Origin of the sequence: Escherichia sp. MOD1-EC6819 (genome assembly GCF_002965765.1) — a bacterium.
GTDB lineage: Bacteria > Pseudomonadota > Gammaproteobacteria > Enterobacterales > Enterobacteriaceae > Escherichia > Escherichia ruysiae.
Window position 1 is genome coordinate 56,911 of sequence record NZ_PTRG01000014.1, and the last position, 21,418, is coordinate 78,328.

19 protein-coding genes are annotated in these 21,418 nt (G+C 50.6%); 6 read left to right on the forward strand and 13 right to left on the reverse strand.

Annotation, left to right across the window (positions count from 1 at the left end; translation table 11 throughout):
- Positions 1 to 18: 18 nt before the first annotated feature.
- Positions 19 to 114, reverse strand: coding sequence for a stress response membrane protein YncL (gene yncL / locus A7Z06_RS18760; protein ID WP_071598995.1), 96 nt, complete (start codon positions 112 to 114; stop codon positions 19 to 21).
- A gap of 193 nt (positions 115 to 307) precedes the next feature.
- On the opposite strand from yncL, the gene A7Z06_RS18770 reads away from it, so the two are divergent.
- Both A7Z06_RS18770 and ydcY read left to right on the forward strand, forming a co-directional pair.
- Positions 308 to 481: a GhoT/OrtT family toxin gene (locus tag A7Z06_RS18770; RefSeq protein WP_123058186.1), complete on the forward strand. Its 174-nt coding sequence runs from the start codon at positions 308 to 310 to the stop codon at positions 479 to 481.
- Positions 482 to 566: 85 nt separating this feature from the next.
- Positions 567 to 800, forward strand: a complete 234-nt coding sequence (gene ydcY, locus A7Z06_RS18775) for a DUF2526 family protein YdcY (RefSeq protein ID WP_000018633.1) — start codon at positions 567 to 569, stop codon at positions 798 to 800.
- Here ydcY and A7Z06_RS18780 read toward each other — a convergent pair whose 3' ends face one another.
- Positions 801 to 1,250: a DMT family transporter gene (locus A7Z06_RS18780; RefSeq protein WP_001076560.1), complete on the reverse strand. Its 450-nt coding sequence runs from the start codon at positions 1,248 to 1,250 to the stop codon at positions 801 to 803.
- Positions 1,247 to 1,765, reverse strand: a complete 519-nt coding sequence (locus A7Z06_RS18785) for a GNAT family N-acetyltransferase (RefSeq protein WP_010347329.1) — start codon at positions 1,763 to 1,765, stop codon at positions 1,247 to 1,249. Before A7Z06_RS18785 ends, A7Z06_RS18780 begins: the two co-directional genes overlap by 4 nt.
- Before the next feature lie 180 nt (positions 1,766 to 1,945).
- Between A7Z06_RS18785 and curA the strand changes: the two genes are divergently transcribed.
- Entirely contained in the window at positions 1,946 to 2,983 is a 1,038-nt protein-coding gene (curA, locus tag A7Z06_RS18790) for an NADPH-dependent curcumin/dihydrocurcumin reductase (protein WP_000531446.1), read from the forward strand.
- Positions 2,984 to 3,022: 39 nt separating this feature from the next.
- On the opposite strand, the gene pqqU is transcribed toward curA, so the two are convergent.
- On the reverse strand, positions 3,023 to 5,125 hold the full coding sequence (gene pqqU / locus A7Z06_RS18795) for a TonB-dependent receptor PqqU (protein ID WP_105279536.1): 2,103 nt from the start codon (positions 5,123 to 5,125) through the stop codon (positions 3,023 to 3,025).
- A gap of 240 nt (positions 5,126 to 5,365) precedes the next feature.
- Here pqqU and yncE point away from each other — a divergent pair, with 240 nt between their 5' ends.
- The gene (gene yncE, locus A7Z06_RS18800; RefSeq protein WP_000550658.1) at positions 5,366 to 6,427 is read left to right on the forward strand and encodes a 7-bladed beta-propeller protein YncE; all 1,062 of its coding nucleotides are present in this window, start codon (positions 5,366 to 5,368) and stop codon (positions 6,425 to 6,427) included.
- Between the two features lie 112 nt (positions 6,428 to 6,539).
- On the opposite strand, the gene ansP is transcribed toward yncE, so the two are convergent.
- The 3 genes from ansP to A7Z06_RS18815 all read right to left on the reverse strand — a co-directional run bounded on the left by ansP (position 6,540) and on the right by A7Z06_RS18815 (position 11,528).
- A complete protein-coding gene (ansP, locus tag A7Z06_RS18805) occupies positions 6,540 to 8,039 on the reverse strand; it encodes an L-asparagine permease (RefSeq protein ID WP_032225162.1) in 1,500 nt (499 codons plus the stop codon).
- A 357-nt stretch (positions 8,040 to 8,396) separates the two neighbouring features.
- Positions 8,397 to 9,446, reverse strand: a complete 1,050-nt coding sequence (locus tag A7Z06_RS18810) for a GGDEF domain-containing protein (protein ID WP_000236736.1) — start codon at positions 9,444 to 9,446, stop codon at positions 8,397 to 8,399.
- A gap of 105 nt (positions 9,447 to 9,551) precedes the next feature.
- Entirely contained in the window at positions 9,552 to 11,528 is a 1,977-nt protein-coding gene (locus tag A7Z06_RS18815) for an alkyl/aryl-sulfatase (protein ID WP_105279537.1), read from the reverse strand.
- Between the two features lie 311 nt (positions 11,529 to 11,839).
- Here A7Z06_RS18815 and pptA point away from each other — a divergent pair, with 311 nt between their 5' ends.
- On the forward strand, positions 11,840 to 12,067 hold the full coding sequence (gene pptA / locus A7Z06_RS18820) for a tautomerase PptA (RefSeq protein WP_001120152.1): 228 nt from the start codon (positions 11,840 to 11,842) through the stop codon (positions 12,065 to 12,067).
- A 4-nt stretch (positions 12,068 to 12,071) separates the two neighbouring features.
- On the opposite strand, the gene A7Z06_RS18825 is transcribed toward pptA, so the two are convergent.
- Positions 12,072 to 12,641, reverse strand: coding sequence for a flavin reductase family protein (locus A7Z06_RS18825; protein ID WP_000077277.1), 570 nt, complete (start codon positions 12,639 to 12,641; stop codon positions 12,072 to 12,074).
- 174 nt (positions 12,642 to 12,815) lie between these two features.
- On the opposite strand from A7Z06_RS18825, the gene nhoA reads away from it, so the two are divergent.
- A complete protein-coding gene (nhoA, locus tag A7Z06_RS18830) occupies positions 12,816 to 13,661 on the forward strand; it encodes an N-hydroxyarylamine O-acetyltransferase (RefSeq protein ID WP_000187935.1) in 846 nt (281 codons plus the stop codon).
- Positions 13,662 to 13,771: 110 nt separating this feature from the next.
- Here the strand turns inward: nhoA and A7Z06_RS18835 are convergent, their stop codons facing one another.
- The 5 genes from A7Z06_RS18835 to narZ form a co-directional block, all read right to left on the reverse strand.
- Positions 13,772 to 14,665: a PhzF family isomerase gene (locus A7Z06_RS18835; RefSeq protein WP_000804307.1), complete on the reverse strand. Its 894-nt coding sequence runs from the start codon at positions 14,663 to 14,665 to the stop codon at positions 13,772 to 13,774.
- Between the two features lie 79 nt (positions 14,666 to 14,744).
- Positions 14,745 to 15,425, reverse strand: coding sequence for a respiratory nitrate reductase subunit gamma (gene narI / locus A7Z06_RS18840; protein ID WP_000617141.1), 681 nt, complete (start codon positions 15,423 to 15,425; stop codon positions 14,745 to 14,747).
- Positions 15,422 to 16,117 (reverse strand): nitrate reductase molybdenum cofactor assembly chaperone, encoded by a 696-nt coding sequence (gene narW, locus A7Z06_RS18845; RefSeq protein WP_001166380.1) that lies wholly within the window; start codon positions 16,115 to 16,117, stop codon positions 15,422 to 15,424. Before narW ends, narI begins: the two co-directional genes overlap by 4 nt.
- A complete protein-coding gene (gene narH, locus A7Z06_RS18850; RefSeq protein ID WP_000702538.1) occupies positions 16,117 to 17,661 on the reverse strand; it encodes a nitrate reductase subunit beta in 1,545 nt (514 codons plus the stop codon). Before narH ends, narW begins: the two co-directional genes overlap by 1 nt.
- Positions 17,658 to 21,398, reverse strand: a complete 3,741-nt coding sequence (narZ, locus tag A7Z06_RS18855; protein ID WP_105279538.1) for a nitrate reductase Z subunit alpha — start codon at positions 21,396 to 21,398, stop codon at positions 17,658 to 17,660. The genes narH and narZ overlap by 4 nt, the downstream gene beginning before the upstream one ends.
- Positions 21,399 to 21,418 lie beyond the last annotated feature (20 nt).

Consider the following 21,418-nt stretch of genomic DNA (forward strand, 5'->3'; position numbering starts at 1 on the left):
GCGTGCAATTTTGCTACATCAGATAAACCATCCAAATCTCATAGAGATAAGAGTAAACAACCCAACAGCAGCAAAGAGATTTATCAGCACTACAGTTCTACTGGAAACGTTCATTTTTGCCACCTTTTGTCATAGCCCTTATGTGTATAGTACGGGTTAAGAAAATCCGCAATCATACTTATTCTGAAGATGGACAAGAACATGCGGTAGGTTATTGAATTTATCTCAAATGGACTGAAAACTTGATACACATCAAGAAATGACGCATATTTGCGCGCGTTTTATTCATCTGGCTGGACGCCCATACATGTCTCTTTATCAATATATGCTTGTTTTTTATGCTGCCATGGCAGCAATCGCCTTTCTCATTACCTGGTTTCTTTCCCGCGATAAGAAGAGCATTCGCTTTCTGAGCGCCTTTCTGGTGGGGATTACATGGCCAATGAGTTTTCCGGTGGCGCTACTGTTTTCACTATTTTAAATCTTACACGCTGGCTTGACGGCACAACGCAGACTTATATCATTTGAGTGAATCGATAAATTTCACAAGTGGCTGAGGAGAAAGTATGTCGCATCTGGATGAAGTCATCGCGCGCGTGGATGCCGCGATTGAGGAGAGCGTCATTGCCCATATGAACGAGTTGTTAATCGCCCTGAGTGATGACGCAGAGTTAAGCCGGGAAGATCGCTACACACAGCAGCAGCGTTTGCGTACCGCAATCGCTCATCACGGACGCAAGCATAAAGAAGATATGGAGGCACGCCACGAACAATTAACCAAAGGCGGCACCATCCTCTGATTAAAACGTGCGTCTGGCCACCAGCCAGGCGCCAACTACCAACAAAACTGCCCCGCAAATTGGGCCAATCAGCGCCCGAAGTGGTACGCCATGACTGCGGAAAATATCCAGCACCAGACCACCAATAAGTTGACTGGCGACCAGTACCGCAATGGTCGTTGCCGCGCCAACATTCTGATATCCGCTGATACTGGCGAAAACAAAAAACGATCCCAACAAACCAGGGATTAGAGTCCACCAGCGCACGCTGGACACCAGTTCGCCAAAGCCTGCTGTTCCTTGCTTAAACCATAAAATAGACACGAACAGCACAATCCCCACCAGTGAATTCAGCAGCATGGCGATGAGAATGGTGGAGGATGTCTGGGTGATGCGTACCATCAATGTGTTTTGCACCACAAGACCAATCCCGGCAGTGATCAAAAAGGCAAGGGTAAGCGACTGATTCATCCAAGTGAGTCCGGTTCGCTACGATCGTCAAGCTGCAATTGCATAAAGGTGAGATCCAACCAGCGACCAAATTTAGTACCAACTTGGGGCATTTGCGCTGTGACGACAAATCCCAGCGACTGGTGCAGATGCAACGACGCCTGATTTTGTGATTCTATGCCGGCAACCATCACATGCTTACCGCAGTTCCGCGCTTCATCAATCAACGCGCGTAACAATTTTCGCCCAAGACCTTTGCCCTGATGATCCGGATGGACATAAACCGAATGTTCCACGGTATGGCGAAAACCGTCGAAACTACGCCAGTCACCAAACGAGGCATATCCTGTAACTACGCCATCTTCTTCGCTCACCAGCACCGGATAACCCGATAAAGTTCGTGCTTCAAACCAGGCAATGCGGTTATCTGTATCCACAGTCTGGTCGTTCCAGATAGCTGCCGTATGCAGTACAGCGTGGTTATAAATTTCCGCAATTGCAGCACAATCGGCTTTGCGGGCAGAACGGATGGACATCTTAAGCCTCGATAAAATAATGATGATGACGTTATCAATACTATCGAAAACAGCCCGAAGCAACGGATTCCTCGATGAAATTATTGCGTGTCGCAGTAGTGATGTGACGGCTGCAAACTAAACCAATCCAGTGAGCCTGCTACTATTGATGGATTCATGCCAAAAGCACAGGAGAGCATTATGGGTCAACAAAAGCAACGTAATCGCCGTTGGGTTCTGGCGTCGCGTCCACACGGCGCGCCGGTTCCGGAGAATTTCCGTCTTGAAGAAGATGATGTCGCCACGCCGGGTGAAGGACAGGTGTTACTGCGCACGGTCTACCTGTCGCTCGATCCGTATATGCGCGGGCGCATGAGCGATGAGCCATCTTATTCACCACCGGTTGATATTGGTGGCGTGATGGTCGGCGGCACGGTGAGTCGGGTGGTGGAATCTAATCATCCGGATTACCAGCCTGACGACTGGGTGCTGGGTTACAGCGGTTGGCAGGATTACGACATATCCAGTGGCGATGATCTGGTGAAACTTGGCGATCATCCGGAAAATCCTTCGTGGTCACTAGGTGTGCTGGGGATGCCAGGCTTTACGGCTTATATGGGGCTGCTGGATATCGGTCAACCTAAAGAGGGAGAAACGCTAGTGGTTGCTGCAGCAACGGGGCCGGTCGGTGCGACAGTGGGGCAAATCGGCAAACTAAAAGGTTGCCGCGTGGTGGGTGTTGCCGGTGGCGCGGAAAAATGTCGCCATGCCACAGACGTTCTCGGTTTTGATGTTTGCCTTGATCATCATGCAGATGATTTTGCCGAACAACTCGTGAACGCGTGTCCGAAAGGCGTTGATATCTATTATGAAAACGTTGGTGGTAAGGTGTTTGATGCGGTGCTGCCTTTACTCAATACATCCGCGCGTATTCCCGTTTGCGGTTTAGTGAGCGGCTATAACGCCACCGACCTGCCTTCCGGGCCGGATCGTTTACCGCTACTTATGGCTACGGTGCTGAAAAAACGTATTCGCCTGCAAGGGTTTATTATTAGCCAGGATTATGGTCATCGCATCCATGAGTTCCAGCAAGAGATGGGGCAATGGGTGAAGGCGGGGAAAATTCACTATCGTGAACAAATTACCGATGGTTTAGAGAACGCCCCGCAGACATTCATCGGTCTGCTGAATGGTAAAAACTTCGGCAAAGTCGTGATCCGTGTTGCGGATGATGATTAACATTTCAGGTGGCGGCATTCTTGCCGCCACTAATGAATATTATTCAAATCGCCATGCGAGATTTACGCCTACACCATAATTCCGCCCAGGCGCAGGCTCGTAATATCGACCATTCGATTCATTAACAATCACCGAGCCGACATATTCTTTATCGAATAAATTATCGACACGACCAAATAAATCTATTGTCATATTGCGATAATTATATTTGTAACCGGTGAACAAACCGACGAGAGTGTAAGAGGGCGCTTTTGCCGTATTTTCGTCATCCGCCATGATATCGCCCATATAACGTGCTTCTGTGCCTGCATACCAGCCTTCTTCTGGTACATAACCTAATGACGCAAAGCCCATATTGCGGGCGATCCCGGGCATTCGGTTACCATTACAGTCCTGAGCGTTACAAACATTGCTGCGATAAGTTGCGTCAAGCCGCGTCCACGACGCTTTCACACGGAAATCTCCGGCAAAACGCTGATCCCAGGCCAGTTCAGCCCCCTGACGGCGCGTCTTCCCGGCATTTTTATACGTGGTACGCCCGCCGCTACTGCTATCAACAACGATTTCATCATCGGTATCAGTCTGGAATAACGCAGCGGTAAACAAGCCATCGCCGATACGCGTTTTACTGCCGATTTCGATTGTGTCGTTGGTGGACGGTTTTAAACCAAAGTTCATGCCACTTTGCCCGTCAGCACGGTAAGAAAGCTCGTTAATGGTTGGCGTTTCAAAACCGCGCCCGGCTGCCAGATAGACGTTCCAGGCATCGGTTATGGCGTATTTCAACGATCCCGCAGGGAGCCATTTGTGATAACTGGCATCACCGCTGTCATCACCGTTACCCGGGGTAACGTAATGATCGTCAGAGTCAAACCACACGGAGCTGTAGCGCACACCAGCATCCAACGATAGTTTGTCAGTTAGTTGCCACTGGGTTTGTAAATAGGGATCGACGTTCCACATCAGATTGCGCTCGTCGCGGCGCAGATCACCTTTTTGCCCGTACTCCGGCACGCCGTTATTAAGGCGGAAGTTATTGTAACCCTTGCGGTTTTCACTCATGTTTTCATAGTTCAGGCCAGTAGTGAAAGAGACCGGAACTCCCAGCTCTCCACGATGTGTCCAGCGGCTGTCTATACCCTGGTAATGACGTTGCAGAGTAATTACGCCGCCCGCATGAGATGGGGTAAGTTGGGGGGCCATCGGAATCGATTGATACTGGGTCGTTTCCCGTTCACCTGCGTACATCATCACGCTCATATCATCCCGCGAACTCAGGCTGCGCTCATAACGCAACCCTGCCTGAGTTTGCTTGATGGTTTTTCGCGTGTCGTACTGTTCTGCACGAGGCGCTTGTTGCGGATTCGCTTTCCATTCAGCTTCGGTCAACCCACCAGGGTCATCGGCTTTGATATCCACACTGTTGAAAATCAGGTTTAACTTACTGGCGTCATCAATGTGTACGCCCAGTCTGGCATTGGCTAAATTTTTCTGTGCGCCGCTATGGTCACGATAGCCGTGAGTTGTAAAACGCGTGGTCGAAACGGTGTAATCGACATCGCCAGGCTGTGTGCCGTCGCCCATTGCGCCCGTTGCTTTCAGGCCATAGCGCCAGCTACCAAAACTGCCGTAGTAACTACTGGCTTCAATGGTTGGCGGCTGTTCGCCGATTTGGGTAGTGACGTTCATTACGCCGCCGGACGCATTGCCATACAGGGCAGAGAAGGGGCCTCGCAGCACTTCCACATTTTGCACACTGCTTAAATCGATATTGGATGTTTGCCCTTGTCCGTCGGGCATGGTAGCGGGAATACCATCAACATACAGGCGAATACCGCGAATACCGTAAGTGGAACGGGAGCCAAATCCGCGAATAGACAGTTGTAGATCCTGCGCATAGTTCTGCCGGTTTTGTACCTGCAAACCAGGCACACTGGTCAGTGATTCAGACAAATTGATGCGCGGCGTTGCCAGACGCATCTCCTCGCCATCGACCACGCTTACCGCAGCGGGCGTGTCCAGTTCAGAAACTACCTGCGGCGCGGCGCTAACAATCATGGTTTGTTCATTAGCGGCAAAAGTGGAAGGAGAAAGGAGAATCAGTGCGGGTAAAACGGTCTGTCGGACGGAAAAAATCTTCATGAAAAAAGCCAGGTTAAGAATGGGAAAACACCGTCATGGTAATGAATTTGTAAATTTATAGAAAACGAAACGGCACAATACGTTAATTAATTGAGAAAATTGTAGTCGTAACAACAAGAAATGCTCCACATTTGAGAAAATAATGATTACCATTCCCATTTATAACAAGGGCGTAACGAAGATTATGCTCAACGAAGCATTGTGAAGCTGCTATAAATCGGTTCATCAAAGGGAGTCGTCATGCATTTACGTCATCTGTTTTCATCGCGCCTGCGTGGTTCATTACTGTTAGGTTCATTGCTTGTTGCTTCATCATTCAGTACGCAGGCCGCAGAAGAAATGCTGCGTAAAGCGGTAGGTAAAGGTGCCTACGAAATGGCTTATAGCCAGCAAGAAAACGCGTTGTGGCTCGCCACTTCGCAAAGCCGCAAACTGGACAAAGGCGGTGTGGTTTATCGTCTTGATCCGGTCACTCTGGAGGTCACTCAGGCGATCCATAACGATCTCAAGCCGTTTGGTGCCACTATCAACAACGCGACTCAAACGTTGTGGTTTGGTAACACCGTAAACAGCGCGGTCACGGCGATAGATGCCAAAACTGGCGAAGTGAAAGGGCGTCTGGTGCTGGACGATCGCAAACGTACAGAAGAGGTGCGTCCGCTGCAGCCACGTGAGCTGGTTGCTGACGATGCCACGAACACTGTTTACATCAGCGGTATTGGGAAAGAGAGTGTGATTTGGGTGGTTGATGGCGAGAATATCAAACTGAAAACCGCCATCCAGAACACCGGTAAAATGAGTACCGGTCTGGCGCTGGATAGCAAAGGCAAACGTCTTTACACCACTAACGCTGACGGCGAATTGATTACCATCGATACCGCCGACAATAAAATCCTGAGCCGTAAAAAGCTGCTGGATGATGGCAAAGAGCATTTCTTTATCAACATCAGTCTCGATACTGCCAACCAGCGAGCGTTTATCACTGATTCCAAAGCGGCGGAAGTGTTAGTGGTCGATACTCGTAACGGCAATATTCTGGCGAAGGTAGCGGCACCGGAATCACTGGCTGTGCTGTTTAACCCGGCGCGTAATGAAGCCTACGTGACGCATCGGCAGGCGGGTAAAGTCAGTGTGATTGACGCGAAAAACTACAAAGTAGTGAAAACGTTCGACACGCCGACCCATCCTAACAGCCTGGCGCTTTCTGCCGATGGCAAAACGCTGTATGTCAGCGTGAAGCAAAAATCGACTAAACAGCAAGAAGCCACTCAGCCGGACGATGTGATTCGTATTGCGCTGTAATAGATATGGCGAGGGTGAAAATGGAGTGACTTGCCTGACTTTTATCACGCCGCATCCGGCACCTTCGTCAGTAATTTGAATTTGCCCGGCACGTAGCCGGGCAATTTTGCAATTAACTCGCCGTTTCAGGCTTAAACACAATTTCCTGTTGTTCTTCATCTTCCTTGACGACTGGCGCAGTGCTGTGAATTTCAGCAACGCGTTTGCGCACACCAAACCAGCCTATAACCAGCAGAATACCGATAATCGGCAGCGCCGCGATGGTATAAGTCCCGTTCGGGTAATCGAACGCCATCAGCACCAGAACACTCAGTAAAAACAGTAATGTCAGCCAGGAAGTGAAGGGCGCGCCAGGCAGTTTAAAACTGACATCTGCCGCTTTACCTTCTTTGATGGCTTTACGCAGGCGCATCTGACAAACAATGATAAACGCCCACGAGGCGATAATTCCCAATGACGCGAAGTTCAGGACAATCTCAAATACGCGCGACGGCACCAGATAATTGAGGAATACGCCAACGACATACACAACCAGCGTCGCCAGAATCCCGGCATACGGCACATGCTGGCGACTCATTTTCGCCATAAAACCCGGCGCAGATCCGCCCATCGCCATCGAGCGCAAAATACGCCCGGTGCAGTACAGGCCAGAGTTCAGGCTGGAGAGGGCCGCGGTCAATACCACAATATTCATGATGCTGCCAATGTACGGCACACCGAGTTTAGAGAAGAAGGTCACAAAGGGACTTTGACCGGCCTGATAGGCACTCCACGGCAATAACATAACTAGCAACACCACGGAACCGACATAAAACAGGCCAATACGCCAAATCACGCTGTTAATTGCTTTTGGCACCATAGTCTGCGGATCTTTACATTCTCCGGCGGCAGTTCCGACCATTTCGATGGAGGCAAAAGCAAATACCACGCCCTGAATTAACACCAGCGCAGGCAGCAAACCGTGCGGGAAGAAGCCGCCATTATCGGTAATTAAATGAAAGCCAGTGGTGTTGCCATCCAGCGGCTGACCGCTACCGAGGAACACTGTACCCACGACCAAAAAGGTCACAATGGCGAGCACTTTAATCAGCGCAAACCAGAACTCCATCTCTGCGAACCATTTCACACCAATCATATTCATGGTGCCAACGATGGTCAGCGCAGCGAGTGCAAATACCCATTGCGGCACGCCGCCAAACGCGCCCCAGTAATGCATATACAGTGCGACGGCGGTGATATCGACAATCCCGGTCATCGCCCAGTTGATGAAGTACATCCAGCCGGCAACATAAGCGGCTTTCTCACCCAAAAACTCACGGGCATAAGAGACAAAACTACCACTGGAAGGGCGATGTAATACCAACTCACCCAACGCACGCAAAATAAAAAACGAAAACAGGCCGCAGATTAAATAGACCAGTGCCAGTGCCGGGCCGGCCATTTGCAGTCGGGCACCCGCGCCTAAAAACAAACCAGTCCCAATCGCGCCGCCAATGGCGATCATCTGCACCTGGCGATTACCCATCGCTTTGTGATAACCCTCTTCATGGGCATTAAGCCAGCGGCGTTTCGCGGCGTGTTGATCTGAAGTGTCGGTGTCGTGTTTACTCATTGCTCTCCCTGATTGCTTCGTTGAAAAAGTCTTATAAGCCGCCATGAACAATGTTTATTCATCCTGGCGATGACAGTTATTACCATTATTCTTTATGGGTATAAAACTATCGGCGCAGCATCCTACCTGTTATCGATAAACGATGCAAAATATCCCCTTACAAGTTGAGTGGGGATTAAAAGGATTGCTGAAAAAATGACAAATCTTAGTCCTGGCCGCCCTGTTTACTGACCTACACTTAAGCTTTAACGCTGTGTGGGGGAAATATGATTAAGGTGTATGGGGTTCCACCATGAGTGAACTGATGCTGACTTTGGCTGATATTCCCTATAAGTTTGTTGATGTCAGCGGATAGAGTTATTTAGCCCACCGATTTCGCCCATTTTCTTTCGCCCGATATAACGCGGCATCGGCATCAGCAACTATTTGTTCAGCCGTTTTTGCAGGAGCAGAACAGGCAATCCCCTGACTAACCGTAACAAATGCACTAACAGCAGATGCCTGATGCGGGATAGCCGCCAGTTTAAGTTCTTGCTTAACTCTGGCTGCTATCGCTTCGGCTTCCTGCAAGCCCGCATTGAAAAGAATAATGGCAAACTCTTCACCGCCATAGCGCGTAACTACATCTTCGGGCTGGCGAATTGCACGTTGCAGTGCGTTGGCAACTTGTATCAGACAACGATCGCCAGCAGGGTGCCCGTAAGTGTCGTTGTAGCGTTTAAAAAAATCGACATCCAGCATAATTAAAACGAACGACGTCTTTTGTTCGACGGCATCGCGTAAAATACTATCAAACGCTCGTCGGTTTGCCACTCCAGTTAAGGGATCGCGATGAGCTAATGCATCGAGGCGATGAATCAACTGGTTGTTGTACTTATTTTGTTGCCATGCTTCTTCAAACCAACGCAACAAAATAAAACGTCCGCCATAGAGAGCCAGTGAAAAAATGCTCCAGATAACAGCGAAATGAATATTCACATACTGATTGAGCACAAGACTGGCTAACGGGATGGTAAACCATAATGGAATGACAAATGCGAGGAGTGATGGGGTGTGGAAATATAGCGCAACAACGGCACTAAGCATTAGTAATACGCACAGTGGATATGCAAAAGGCAGCGTCCAGTGTGCAATAAAATAAAAACAACACCATGACCATAGTAGGCTTAGAATAACCAATAACTGCTGAATATACTGTACTTTGTTGCGTGGGCTAACTAATAAAAGACCACTGATTAGCAGAATACCTAATGATGAAATATCAATCGTATGTACAAGATTTTTCTCATTAAACCATGGAGTCGTGCCTTCATTAAACAATACCCCTCGAAGCAAAACCAACGATGAAAAACTGATGTTAATCAACGCAAACCACGGCAGGCTAATCGCCATACCGCGAATAACCATATCCTGGCGGTTTTTCCATGAATAATGAGGGTGTTTTCTTTTGTCAGAATACATGTTTGTTTATAACCCAAAAAGGGCAGGGAACCTGCCCGACTTACACGAAAATTATGGCGTTACAATATTGAACCAGAATTCAAAGTTGTCCATATAACCTAACAGTTCGTTGAGTTTTTCCTCATTTCCAGTGATTTTTACTTCGCCTTTATCCGTGGCTTCTTTTAATGTCTCTTCCTTCAGGATGATTTTATTCAGGACATCGCGGGAGAGGGTGATAGTCGCATCGGCGTCAGAGGCTTGCGTATCAGCCGTGTGATTGAGCACACCGTTTTCCAGTTCCACTTTATAAGTGCCGCCATCTTCACCGAAATCAAAATTCAATACTGCTTTAGCGTCTGCCGCTTTCTCGCCATTTATATGCACAGCAAGATAATCAAAGAACATTTCCGGCGTCATGGCACGAACGGTGTCAGGACTGGCTGTATTTGGCGTAGGCAGTTTTTGCACACCATTGCGTAATTCCTGTGCGCCAGTGAGATAAAAATTACGCCACGGCCCGGATTCGGCCTGGTAGCCTAACTGTTCAAGCGCATCGGCTTCCAGATTCCTTGCAGCCTGGTTGTTTGGATCGGCAAACACCACCTTACTGACAACCTGGGCAACCCAGCGGAAATTTCCCTGGTCATAATCCTGTTTGGCTTTTTGTAAAATGGCATCAGCACCGCCCATATACTCCACGAATTTTTTAGCGGCTTCTTCTGGTGGCAGTTCATCAAGAGTCGCGGGGTTACCATCAAACCAGCCAAGATAAAGCACATAAGTTGCTTTCACATCATGGCTCACTGAACCGTAATAACCGCGATTCGCCCAGGTGTTAGCAAGTGAAGAGGGCAATTTGAAGTTTGCGGCAATTTCATCACGAGTCAGCCCCTGATTCGCCATGCGTAGCGTTTGATCGTTGATATAACGGTACAAATCGCGTTGGCTTTTTAGCAGTTTGACAACGTTATCGTTACCCCAGGTTGGCCAGTGATGCTGGGCAAGAATAATCTCCGCTTTATCGCCCCACAGATTGAGGGCTTCGTTGATGTATTTAGACCACGGGAGAGGTTGACGAATTTTGGCACCACGCAGCGAATAGGTGTTGTGGAGGGTGTGCGTGACATCTTCTGCGGTTTCGATCAGTTTCTTTTCTTCAATAAACCACAGCATTTCGGAAGGTGCTTCGGAACCGGGCGCCATCAAAAAATCATAGGTCAGCCCGTCGATAGTCTCTTTTTGTCCGGTTTTGGTGATGTAGTTGGTAGGGGCAATCAATGTAACCGTTCCGGCTGAGGTCGTTGTTCCCAGCCCAGCGCCGACCTGACCTTTAGCATCAGGTTTCAACAAATTACCGTACATATAACTGGCTCGACGGCTCATTACATTGCCAGCCATAATATTTTCTGAAACAGCTTCTTCTAAAAATCCGGCTGGCGCATAAATTTTTGTTTTTCCTGACTTAACGTCAGCTTCATCAACCACACCGCGAACGCCGCCGTAGTGATCGACATGACTGTGCGTGTAGATAACCGCCACCACTGGTTTTTGACCGCGATTTTTATAATAAAGATCCATGCCAACTTTAGCTGTTTCTGCTGAAACCAGTGGATCAACAACGGTAATACCTTCTTTACCTTCAATGATGGTCATATTTGATAAATCGAGATTGCGAATCTGATAGACGCCTTCAGTCACTTCAAATAAGCCGCTGATATTTATCAGTTGCGCCTGACGCCATAAACTTGGATTGACAGTATCAGGTGCTTTATCGCCTTCTTTGATAAAAGAATATTGCTGTGGGTTCCAGATAACATTCCCTTGTTCACCCTTAATCACTTCCTGAGGTAAAGGAGCAATAAAACCTTTATGAGCATCAGCAAAATCGCTGTTATCGGAAAACGGCAATTGACTATAAAGTGCGTTATTCGCTTGTTGGGTGGCAGCGGAAGCCTCTTTGGGCGCTTCTGCTGCGATGAGAGGAAGTGAACTTGTTATGAATAATCCCATGACTAGCAGACTTTTAGCAATATGGTTAAGCTGCATCGCAAGTGTCTCCAGAAGGACTTTATAAAAGAAAGGATATTACGAGTGAAAATTATGATTGAGGGCAAGAATAACTATAACTGGCATTAATAAATCAGCAAGCTGGATGTCGTGAATTTTCTTAATATGATAAGAAATAAAGAATAGATTCTGTATGTTACAGGACGGGTGCGTATTGGCGCGGAAGCTAATAGTATATGTACGTTATTAAAGTGACGGCGTATATATCGCACATCATTTCGCATCAAATAACACATGACGTTTTCGGCTTGTGCTAATTTTGCTGGCAGTCTTTAAAAAGGAGCACAACAATGCCACACATAGACATTAAATGTTTTCCCCGTGAACTGGATGAACAACAAAAAACGGCACTGGCGGCGGAGATTACCGACGTAATTATTCGCCATCTGAACAGTAAAGAAAGTTCGATAAGCATTGCCCTACACCAGATACAACCGGAATCGTGGCAAGCTGTCTGGGACGCCGAAATCGCGCCCCAAATGGAGACTTTGATAAAGAAACCCGGTTACAGCATGTAATTGCTTAACCAGCCGTAACACGCTTGCCGCTGGTAACAAAGGTGCCAGCGCCTAAATGATGTAGCGTATTGAGTTTATCGTCATCAAATTGCCAGCGGCCTTCGACAAAAACACGAGCGTCTGCCGCTGCTGATACCACTTCGCCAAACAGCGTGTCGTATTTTTCTTGCGCAGAAGTCGCGGGAAGCAAGCGGCACTCCATCCATGCCAGACATTTCTTTTCGACCACCGGCAAGCCAAGCACCGGACCTTTCACAACCGGAATGCCATAACAGTTAAACTTATCTTCATCACGCCCAGAAATGCTGCCCACTGCCCACGTCCAGTTTGTTGCTGCGACGCCTGGGATCACAATGCCAAACATGCCACTACGTTCAATCAACTCCCGTGACCATGTCGATTTATCGACCACAATTGCCACGCGTGGTGGTTCGAACTCCACGGGCATCGACCAGGCCGCAGCCATAATGTTACGTCGCTGGGATTGCTCATCGAAACTGGTGATCAGGACGGTAGGGCCGTGGTTTAACAGACGGCTGGCATGATGCAACTCAACGGGAATAAATTGGCTCACGGTATCGCCTCGCTAAGAAAGTGGTTTTAAAAGCGTAGCTCGTAACGCAATAAGTAACGAAATTAACGGGATTGGCGATTTGCGAACGTGATGCTTGTCCGCGATCGCACAAAATAGCCGGTGTGGCGTCCATTCCAGGTTATAAATTGAGAAAACCACTAAGGGAAACGCCTGATGACGCCCATTCTGAATCACTATTTTGCCCGTATTCGCTGGACGGGTGCTGCTGCGGTCAATATCGATACGCTACGAGCATTACACCTGAAACACAATTGCACTATTCCATTTGAAAATCTCGACGTTTTGCTGCCGAGAGAAATCCAGCTTGATGATCAATCGCTTGAAGAGAAGCTGGTGACTGCGCGACGTGGCGGTTACTGTTTTGAGCAGAATGGTGTGTTTGCGCGAGTGTTACGTGAGCTGGGATTTAACGTTCGCAGTTTGTTAGGTCGCGTGGTGTTATCTAACCCACCATCGTTGCCGCCGCGCACGCACCGTCTGTTGTTAGTAGAACTGGAGGGTGAACAATGGATTGCCGACGTCGGTTTTGGTGGTCAGACGCTGACCGCGCCAATCCGTTTAGTGCCGGATATCGCACAAACCACGCCACACGGAGAGTATCGGTTGTTGCAGGAGGGTGATAACTGGGTTTTGCAGTTTAATCATCATCAGCACTGGCAGTCGATGTACCGTTTTGATCTCTGCGAGCAGCAACAAAGTGATTATGTGATGGGCAATTTCTGGTCGGCGCACTGGCCGCAGTCGCATTTTCGCCATCATCTGTTGATGTGCCGCCATTTGCCGGACGGTGGCAAGCTGACGCTGACCAATTTCCATTTCACCCATTATGAAAATGGGCACGCGGTGGATCAGCGGAATCTATCGGATGTGGCGTCGTTATATGCCGTGATGCAGGAACAATTTGGGCTGGGCGTGGATGATGCGAAACATGGGTTTACCGTGGATGAACTGGCACTGGTGATGGCAGCGTTCGACACACATCCGGAGGCAGGGAAATAGTTTGTGCCGGATGCGGCGTAAACGCCTTATCCGGCCTAAATTAGCCAACAGATTCACGCTTGTAGGTCTGATAAGCGAAGCGCATCAGGCAATTGGGACCGGCAACGGTTTCAGAGATCAATGGCCCATTCGGCATGAAACAAAATCACCGCTGTGCCAGAAATGGTGACTTTCTCCGGTTGGTTGTCCCGAATAGTCACTGTCACATCAATCACGCCGTCACGCCCCAGAGCTCGTCCCTGATGGCCTTTAACACGCAACACGTTGCCATCGTGGGGCAATACGTTGTGATGCACTAACCATGCGCCCATTGGGCCATTGGCATTGCCGGTCACCGGATCTTCCACAATACCAATCGCAGGCGAGAACATGCGACCATCGGTTTCATTTTTGCCTGGGCGGATCTGGAAGGGGAAGAAACCATTGCAGCCAATCTGTTTACTGATAGCGGTCAGCGCAGCAAGGTCAGGCGAAAGGGCATCGATATCCACTTCTGGTTTCAACGGGATCATCACTTTTGAGTGTCCTGTTGTTGCCACCTGAATTGGCAAGCCTGGCAGAATATCGTCCTCAGTGAGATGAAGCGCGTTGATAATTGCCGCGCGAGCTCCACCTTCCAGCGGCGGTTCAAAGCCCGGCGTGCCTTGCTCCAGAGAAATACGATAATCACCGTTTTGTTTTTCGATAGTGACACGGTGCTTTCCCGCCAACGATGTTTGCCAGACGGTGCAATTTCCCAAACCCAATACCTTTGAACGTACATAGTGCGCTGCTACCGTCGCGTGACCGCAAATTGGCACTTCAACCATTGGCGTAAAGTAGCGAATGTGTACATCGCTGTCGTCACTGCGCAGCAGAAAAGCCGTTTCCGAATGGCCTAACTCGCGGGCGATAAGTTGCATTTGCGCTTCGCTAAGATTATCGGCAGGGAATACAACACCGGCAGAATTGCCGCGAAACGGTTGAGAGGTAAAAGCATCGACGTGGTAAATCTGCGGTTTCATTACTGTTCTCCTGTGGCTGGAGAACTATCATAGCCTGCAATCGGCCGGAGAGCGAAAGGCTATCCGGCCGGCATGAGAATTATCGCCGTGAGCGCACAATCTGATACCTGCGGGTAAAGTACTCAAACGGTGCGCTCCATACATGCACCAGTCGGGTGAACGGGAAGAGCAGGAAGATGGTCATTCCCAACACCAGATGAACGCGGAAGATATAAGCTACGCCATCAAGATGCGTCGATGCGCCGCCCTGGAAAGTGACGATGCTTTGCGCCCATCCCACCAGCTTCATCATTTCACTGCCGTCCGGATGTTGTGCTGAAAAGGGAATGGTGGTTAACCCAAGAATGCACTGAATTAACAAAATGGCGAGGATCAGGATATCCGCACCAGAAGACGTCGCCCTGATACGCGGATTTGTTAAACGACGCACCAGCAGCCCCGCACCGCCAATCAGCGTCAACACCCCGCAAATACCGCCGAGGATCATCGCCATCTGCTGTTTTACCGCCACCGGAAGGAACCACGCGTACATCCAGTGCGGCGTTAACATGCCGAACAGATGACCGAAGAAGATCCCCAGAATACCGATATGGAACAAGTTCGACCACAGCACCATTCCGCGTTTATCCAACATCTGGCTTGAGGAGGCACGCCAGGTGTACTGCCCGTAATCGTAGCGCAACCAGCTTCCGAGGATAAAAACCGTGCCACACAAGTACGGGTAGATATCGTAAAAAAAGACGTTCAGATACTGAATCATTTCCCACCTCCCGCACTGATGTCCACATACTGCGGTGCGACATCCTGACTAAAGCGTCGCTGATATTGATTAAGCGGCGAGCTGTCACACGCCGTGGCGTTATCTTCAATAAACTTCACCTGTTCCTCTTCCCACACCGCATCCAGTGCCTGACGGGTGTCGTCGCGCTCCTCGCTGCGTATCTGTTTTGTGACACTGTCACTTGAGAGTGTACTTCCCGCCAGATGCAGCAGGGCGTCAAACAACGGATACCACGGCGCCTCACGTTGTTTTAAGCGCCCGCCGAGCAGGGCGAGGATTGGCGCAACGTTGAGCAAACCTTCTTTAGCCTGGTTGTCGGGTAGCACACTTAAATACTCCAGATACAAAGGCAGATAATCAGGCAACTCGCGACAATTTAGTTGCAGGCCGACTTTTTCATACTCCGCCAGCAGATCCACCATTGCCTGACCGCGATCGCGTGACTCGGCATGAACATGTTCAAATAGCAGCAGCGAAGTGGTACGTCCACGGTCAAACACTTCACACCATTCAGCCTGTTTATCCAGCAGCGGCGCATTAAGCAGGTCGCAGGTGAAATCGGTGAGCATCGGCGCGTCGTGGCGAATCAGCGCCAGCGCGTCGTCTTTGTTCTCCCATAGCAGCTCGTCCGGATACTCCATCAACAGGCCAATCACTTTGAGGATTTGCATTATTCCCCCTCCGCTTTATTGCGTACTTCGGTAATGTCGATAGCATCGATCCGGCTACTGTTGAACAGGTTGAATTTAGTATCAGAGCCGTGGCAACCGTCGCCAAAAGTAAAGCCGCAGCCGTTGCGTTCACCGAAGGCGTCGCCCGCCATTTCCCGATGACTGGTCGGAATGACAAACCGATCTTCATAGTTGGCGATAGCGAGATAGCGATACATATCTTCCACCTGGGCGACGCTCAACCCGACTTCGTCGATCGCGCGGGTATCAGTTACACCTTCTACGGTTTGCGAACGCATATAGTGGCGCATTGCCATCATCCGTTTCAGCGCCCGCAGTACAGGGCCGGTATCGCCCGCACTCAACATATTGGCGAGGTATTGCACCGGAATACGCAGGCTTTCGATGGCGGGAAGTACGCCTTCGCTTTTGGGCAGTCCGCCCGCGTCGGCGTAAGACTGAATCGGCGACAGCGGCGGCACGTACCAGACCATCGGCAGGGTGCGATATTCCGGGTGCAACGGTAGCGCCAGTTTCCAGTCCATTGCCATTTTGTAAACCGGTGAACGCTGGGCTGCCTCAATCACGTTTTGCGGGATACCTTGTTTCAGGGCTTCTTCGATCACTGATGGATCGTGCGGATCGAGGAACACTTCGCACTGGCGTTCATAGAGATCAACTTCGCGCTCGGTGCTCGCTGCTTCCTCGATGCGGTCGGCGTCGTAGAGCAGTACACCAAGATAACGAATGCGCCCCACGCAGGTTTCGGAGCAGACCGTGGGCTGACCGGACTCAATTCGCGGATAACAGAAGATGCATTTTTCCGACTTGCCGCTTTTCCAGTTGAAGTAGATTTTTTTGTACGGACAACCGCTAATGCACAAGCGCCAGCCACGACATTTATCCTGATCGATCAGCACAATGCCGTCTTCTTCGCGTTTGTAGATAGCGCCGCTGGGGCAGGTCGCCACGCAGCTGGGGTTGAGGCAGTGTTCGCAAAGGCGCGGCAGGTACATCATGAAAGTGTTTTCAAACTGACCGTACATCTCCTTTTGCATGGCTTCGAAGTTGCGGTCGCGGGCGCGTTTTTCAAACTCGCCGCCCAGCAATTCTTCCCAGTTTGGCCCCCAGATCACTTTGTCCATCCGTTTGCCGTCAATCAGCGAACGTGGGCGGGCAGTGGGAATGTGTTTACCTTCCGGCGCGCTATGCAAATGTTCGTAGTCGAAGGTGAAAGGTTCGTAGTAGTCGTCAATCTGCGGTATCACCGGGTTGGCGAAGATTTTAGTTATTACGCCCATCTTGCTGCCCAGGCGCGGGCGGATCTTGCCATTCACATCACGTACCCAGCCGCCTTGCCATTCTTCCTGATCTTCCCAGTTTTTCGGATAACCAATGCCCGGTTTGGTTTCGACGTTGTTAAACCATGCGTACTCCATGCCTTCGCGCCCGGTCCAGACGTTTTTACAGGTCACCGAACAGGTGTGGCAGCCGATACATTTATCGAGGTTAAGCACCATGCCGACTTGCGAACGTATTTTCATTTTTCCGCCTCCTGTACCTGATCGCGACCTTCATCATCCAGCCAGTTAACGTTTTTCATCTTACGGATCATGATGAACTCATCGCGGTTCGAGCCGACGGTGCCGTAGTAGTTAAAGCCCCAGGCCAGTTGCGCGTAACCGCCAATCATATGCGTCGGCTTCGGGCAAACGCGGGTGACTGAGTTGTGAATACCGCCGCGCATTCCGGTCACTTCTGAACCGGGGATATTCATAATGCGTTCCTGAGCGTGATACATCATGGTCATGCCCGGTGGCACGCGCTGGCTGACTACCGCACGAGCTGTCAGCGCACCGTTGGCGTTAAACACTTCCACCCAGTCGTTATCAACAATGGTCAGTTCGCGGGCATCGGTTTCGCTGATCCAGACAATCGGCCCGCCGCGCGAGAGCGTCAGCATTAGCAGGTTTTCACTGTAGGTAGAGTGAATGCCCCATTTCTGGTGCGGCGTCAGGAAGTTAAGTGCTTTTTCCGGGAAGCCGTTTGGCGGGATCTGACGCATGTCACTGACACTGCGGGTGTCGATAGGCGGGCGATAAGCCACCAGGCTTTCACCAAAGGCGCGCATCCAGGGATGATCCTGATAGAGCTGCTGGCGTCCCGACAGCGTGCGCCACGGAATTAACTCGTGAACGTTGGTGTATCCCGCGTTATAGGAGACGTGATCGCTTTCCAGACCGGACCAGGTGGGGCTGGAAATGATTTTACGTGGTTGCGCCTGAATATCGCGAAAGCGAATCTTCTCATCCTCTTTGTGTAGCGCCAGATGAGTATGTTCGCGCCCGGTGATCTCGCCCAGAGCCTGCCAGGCTTTTACCGCTACATGGCCGTTGGTTTCCGGTGCCAGCGCCAGAATGACCTCTGATGCATCAATGGCGGTGTCAATCAGCGGACGCCCCTGTGCCGGGCCATCGCGTTTGGTGTAATTGAGTTTGCCGAGGAAATCGATTTCATCCTGGGTATTCCACGAAATCCCTTTACCGCCGTTGCCAAGTTTGTCCATCAACGGCCCCAGCGAGGTAAAACGTTCATAGGTAGCAGGGTAGTCGCGCTCCACCGCCACAATATTCGGCGCGGTCTTACCTGGGATTAGGTCGCATTCGCCTTTGCGCCAGTCGAGCACTTCACACGGTTGGGAGAGTTCTGCCGGAGAGTCGTGCAATAACGGTTGCAGTACAATATCTGTTTCTTTGCCAAGATGTCCCACGCAGACTTGCGAGAATGCTTTGGCGATACCTTTGTAGATTTCCCAGTCGCTGCGTGACTCCCACGCCGGATCGACCGCCGCTGAAAGTGGATGAATAAACGGATGCATATCCGAGGTATTCATATCGTCTTTTTCGTACCAGGTCGCGGTAGGCAGGACGATATCGGAGAATAAACAAGTGCTGGACATGCGGAAGTCGAGCGTCACCAGCAGGTCGAGCTTGCCCTCTATCGCGGCGGTTTGCCACTCGACTTCTTCCGGTTGAATTCCCTCCGTCAGCCCAAGTTCTTCCCCCTGAATACCGCTTTCCGTACCCAGCAGATATTTCTGCATATACTCATGGCCTTTGCCGGAGGAGCCAAGCAGGTTAGAACGCCAGACAAACAGGTTACGCGGATGATTGCTGCCGTTATCTGGCTGCTCGCAGGCCATACGCAAATCACCCGATTTCAGCGCCTGAGCGGTAAATTCAGTGGGTGATAATCCGGCCTTGTCGGCTTCAGCTTTCAACGTGAGCGGATTACGCCCCAACTGCGGCGCAGAAGGTAGCCAGCCCATGCGTTCGGCGCGAACGTTGAAATCAATCAGATGACCGCTGTATTTACTGGCATCGGCGAGCGGTGAGAGCAATTCCTGAGCGGTGACTTTTTCATAGCGCCACTGGCTTGAGTGATTGTAAAAAAATGAGGTGCTGTTCATCTGGCGCGGTGGGCGGTTCCAGTCAAGCGCAAAGGCCAGTGGTAACCAACCGGTTTGCGGACGCAGTTTTTCCTGACCGACATAGTGTGCCCAGCCCCCGCCGCTTTGCCCAACACAACCGCAGAAGATCAACATATTGATCATTCCCCGATAGTTCATATCCATGTGATACCAGTGGTTAACACCAGCACCGAGGATAATCATCGAACGTCCGTGGGTTTTATGGGCGGTATCGGCAAATTCACGGGCGATGGTTTCAATATACTGGCGCGGCACGCCGGTAATTTGCTCGCCCCATGCCGGCGTGTAGGCTTTGATTTCAGCGTAATCTTTCGCGCTGTTTTCGTCTTCCAGCCCGCGATCAAGACCGTAATTTGCTAGCACCAGATCATAAACGCTGACCACCGGACAGACACTGCCATCGGAGAGCGTCAGATTTTTCACCGGAAGCTGGCGTACCAGAATCGGATCGTGTTTTACGCTGCGAAAATGCGGGTTTTCAATGCCGCCAAAGTAGGGAAAAGCCACGCCAGCAACAGCGTCGTGTTGACCGAGCAGGGTTAACGACAATTCGGTTTCTGAACCTGCGGCAATGGATTCCAGATTCCATTTGCCTTTCTCTCCCCAGCGAAAACCGATCGAACCGTTCGGCACCACCAGTTCTCCAGCGATATTAAACGCCACGGTTTTCCACTGCGGATTGTTGCTTTCACCCAGTCCATCCACCAGGTCAGACGCGCGGATCATGCGTCCCGGAACGTAGCTGCCATCGTCGCGCGGTTCCAGCATTACCAGCATCGGCATATCGCTGTAGCGGCGGCAGTAGTTGATAAAGTAGTCGCTGGGGTTATCGAGGTGGAACTCTTTTAAGATCACATGGCCCATCGCCATTGCCAGCGCGCTATCGGTGCCTTGCTTTGGCGCCAGCCACTGGTCGCACAGTTTTGCTACTTCCGAGTAGTCCGGGGTAATGGCGATAGTTTTGGTGCCTTTGTAGCGCACTTCGGTAAAGAAGTGGGCGTCTGGCGTGCGCGTCTGCGGTACGTTAGACCCCCATGCGATGATGTAGCTGGAGTTATACCAGTCGGCGGATTCCGGTACGTCGGTTTGTTCGCCCCAGGTCATCGGCGAGGCGGGCGGCAGGTCGCAATACCAGTCATAGAAACTTAAGCAGGTGCCGCCTAGCAGTGACAGATAGCGTGTTCCGGCGGCGTAAGAGACCATCGACATCGCCGGGATCGGCGAGAAACCAGCAACGCGATCAGGGCCGTAAGTTTTGATGGTCCAGACATTAGCGGCAGCAATCAGTTGATTCAGTTCCTGCCAGTTGGAGCGGATAAACCCACCGCGTCCGCGTACCTGCTTGTAGCTCAGGCACTTTTGCGGGTCATTCATAATTGATGCCCACGCCAGTACCGGATCGCTGTGTTGTTTAAGTGCTTCGCGCCACAGTTCAATCAGCCGTTTACGAATTAGCGGGTATTTCAGGCGGTTGGCACTGTAGAGATACCAGGAGTAACTTGCGCCACGCGGGCAGCCGCGTGGTTCATGATTGGGCAGGTCAGGGCGAGTGCGTGGGTAGTCGGTCTGCTGAATTTCCCAGGTCACCAGGCCATTTTTAACGTAGATTTTCCAGCTACAGGAGCCGGTACAGTTAACGCCGTGGGTGGAACGCACGATTTTGTCGAACTGCCAACGCTGGCGATAGCTGTCCTCCCAGTCGCGGTTGCTATGCATCACCTGTCCGTGACCATCGGCAAAAGTTTCGCCCTTTTGTTTGAAGTAGCGAAAGCGATCCAAAAGTTTACTCATGACATGACTCCTGCTCCAGG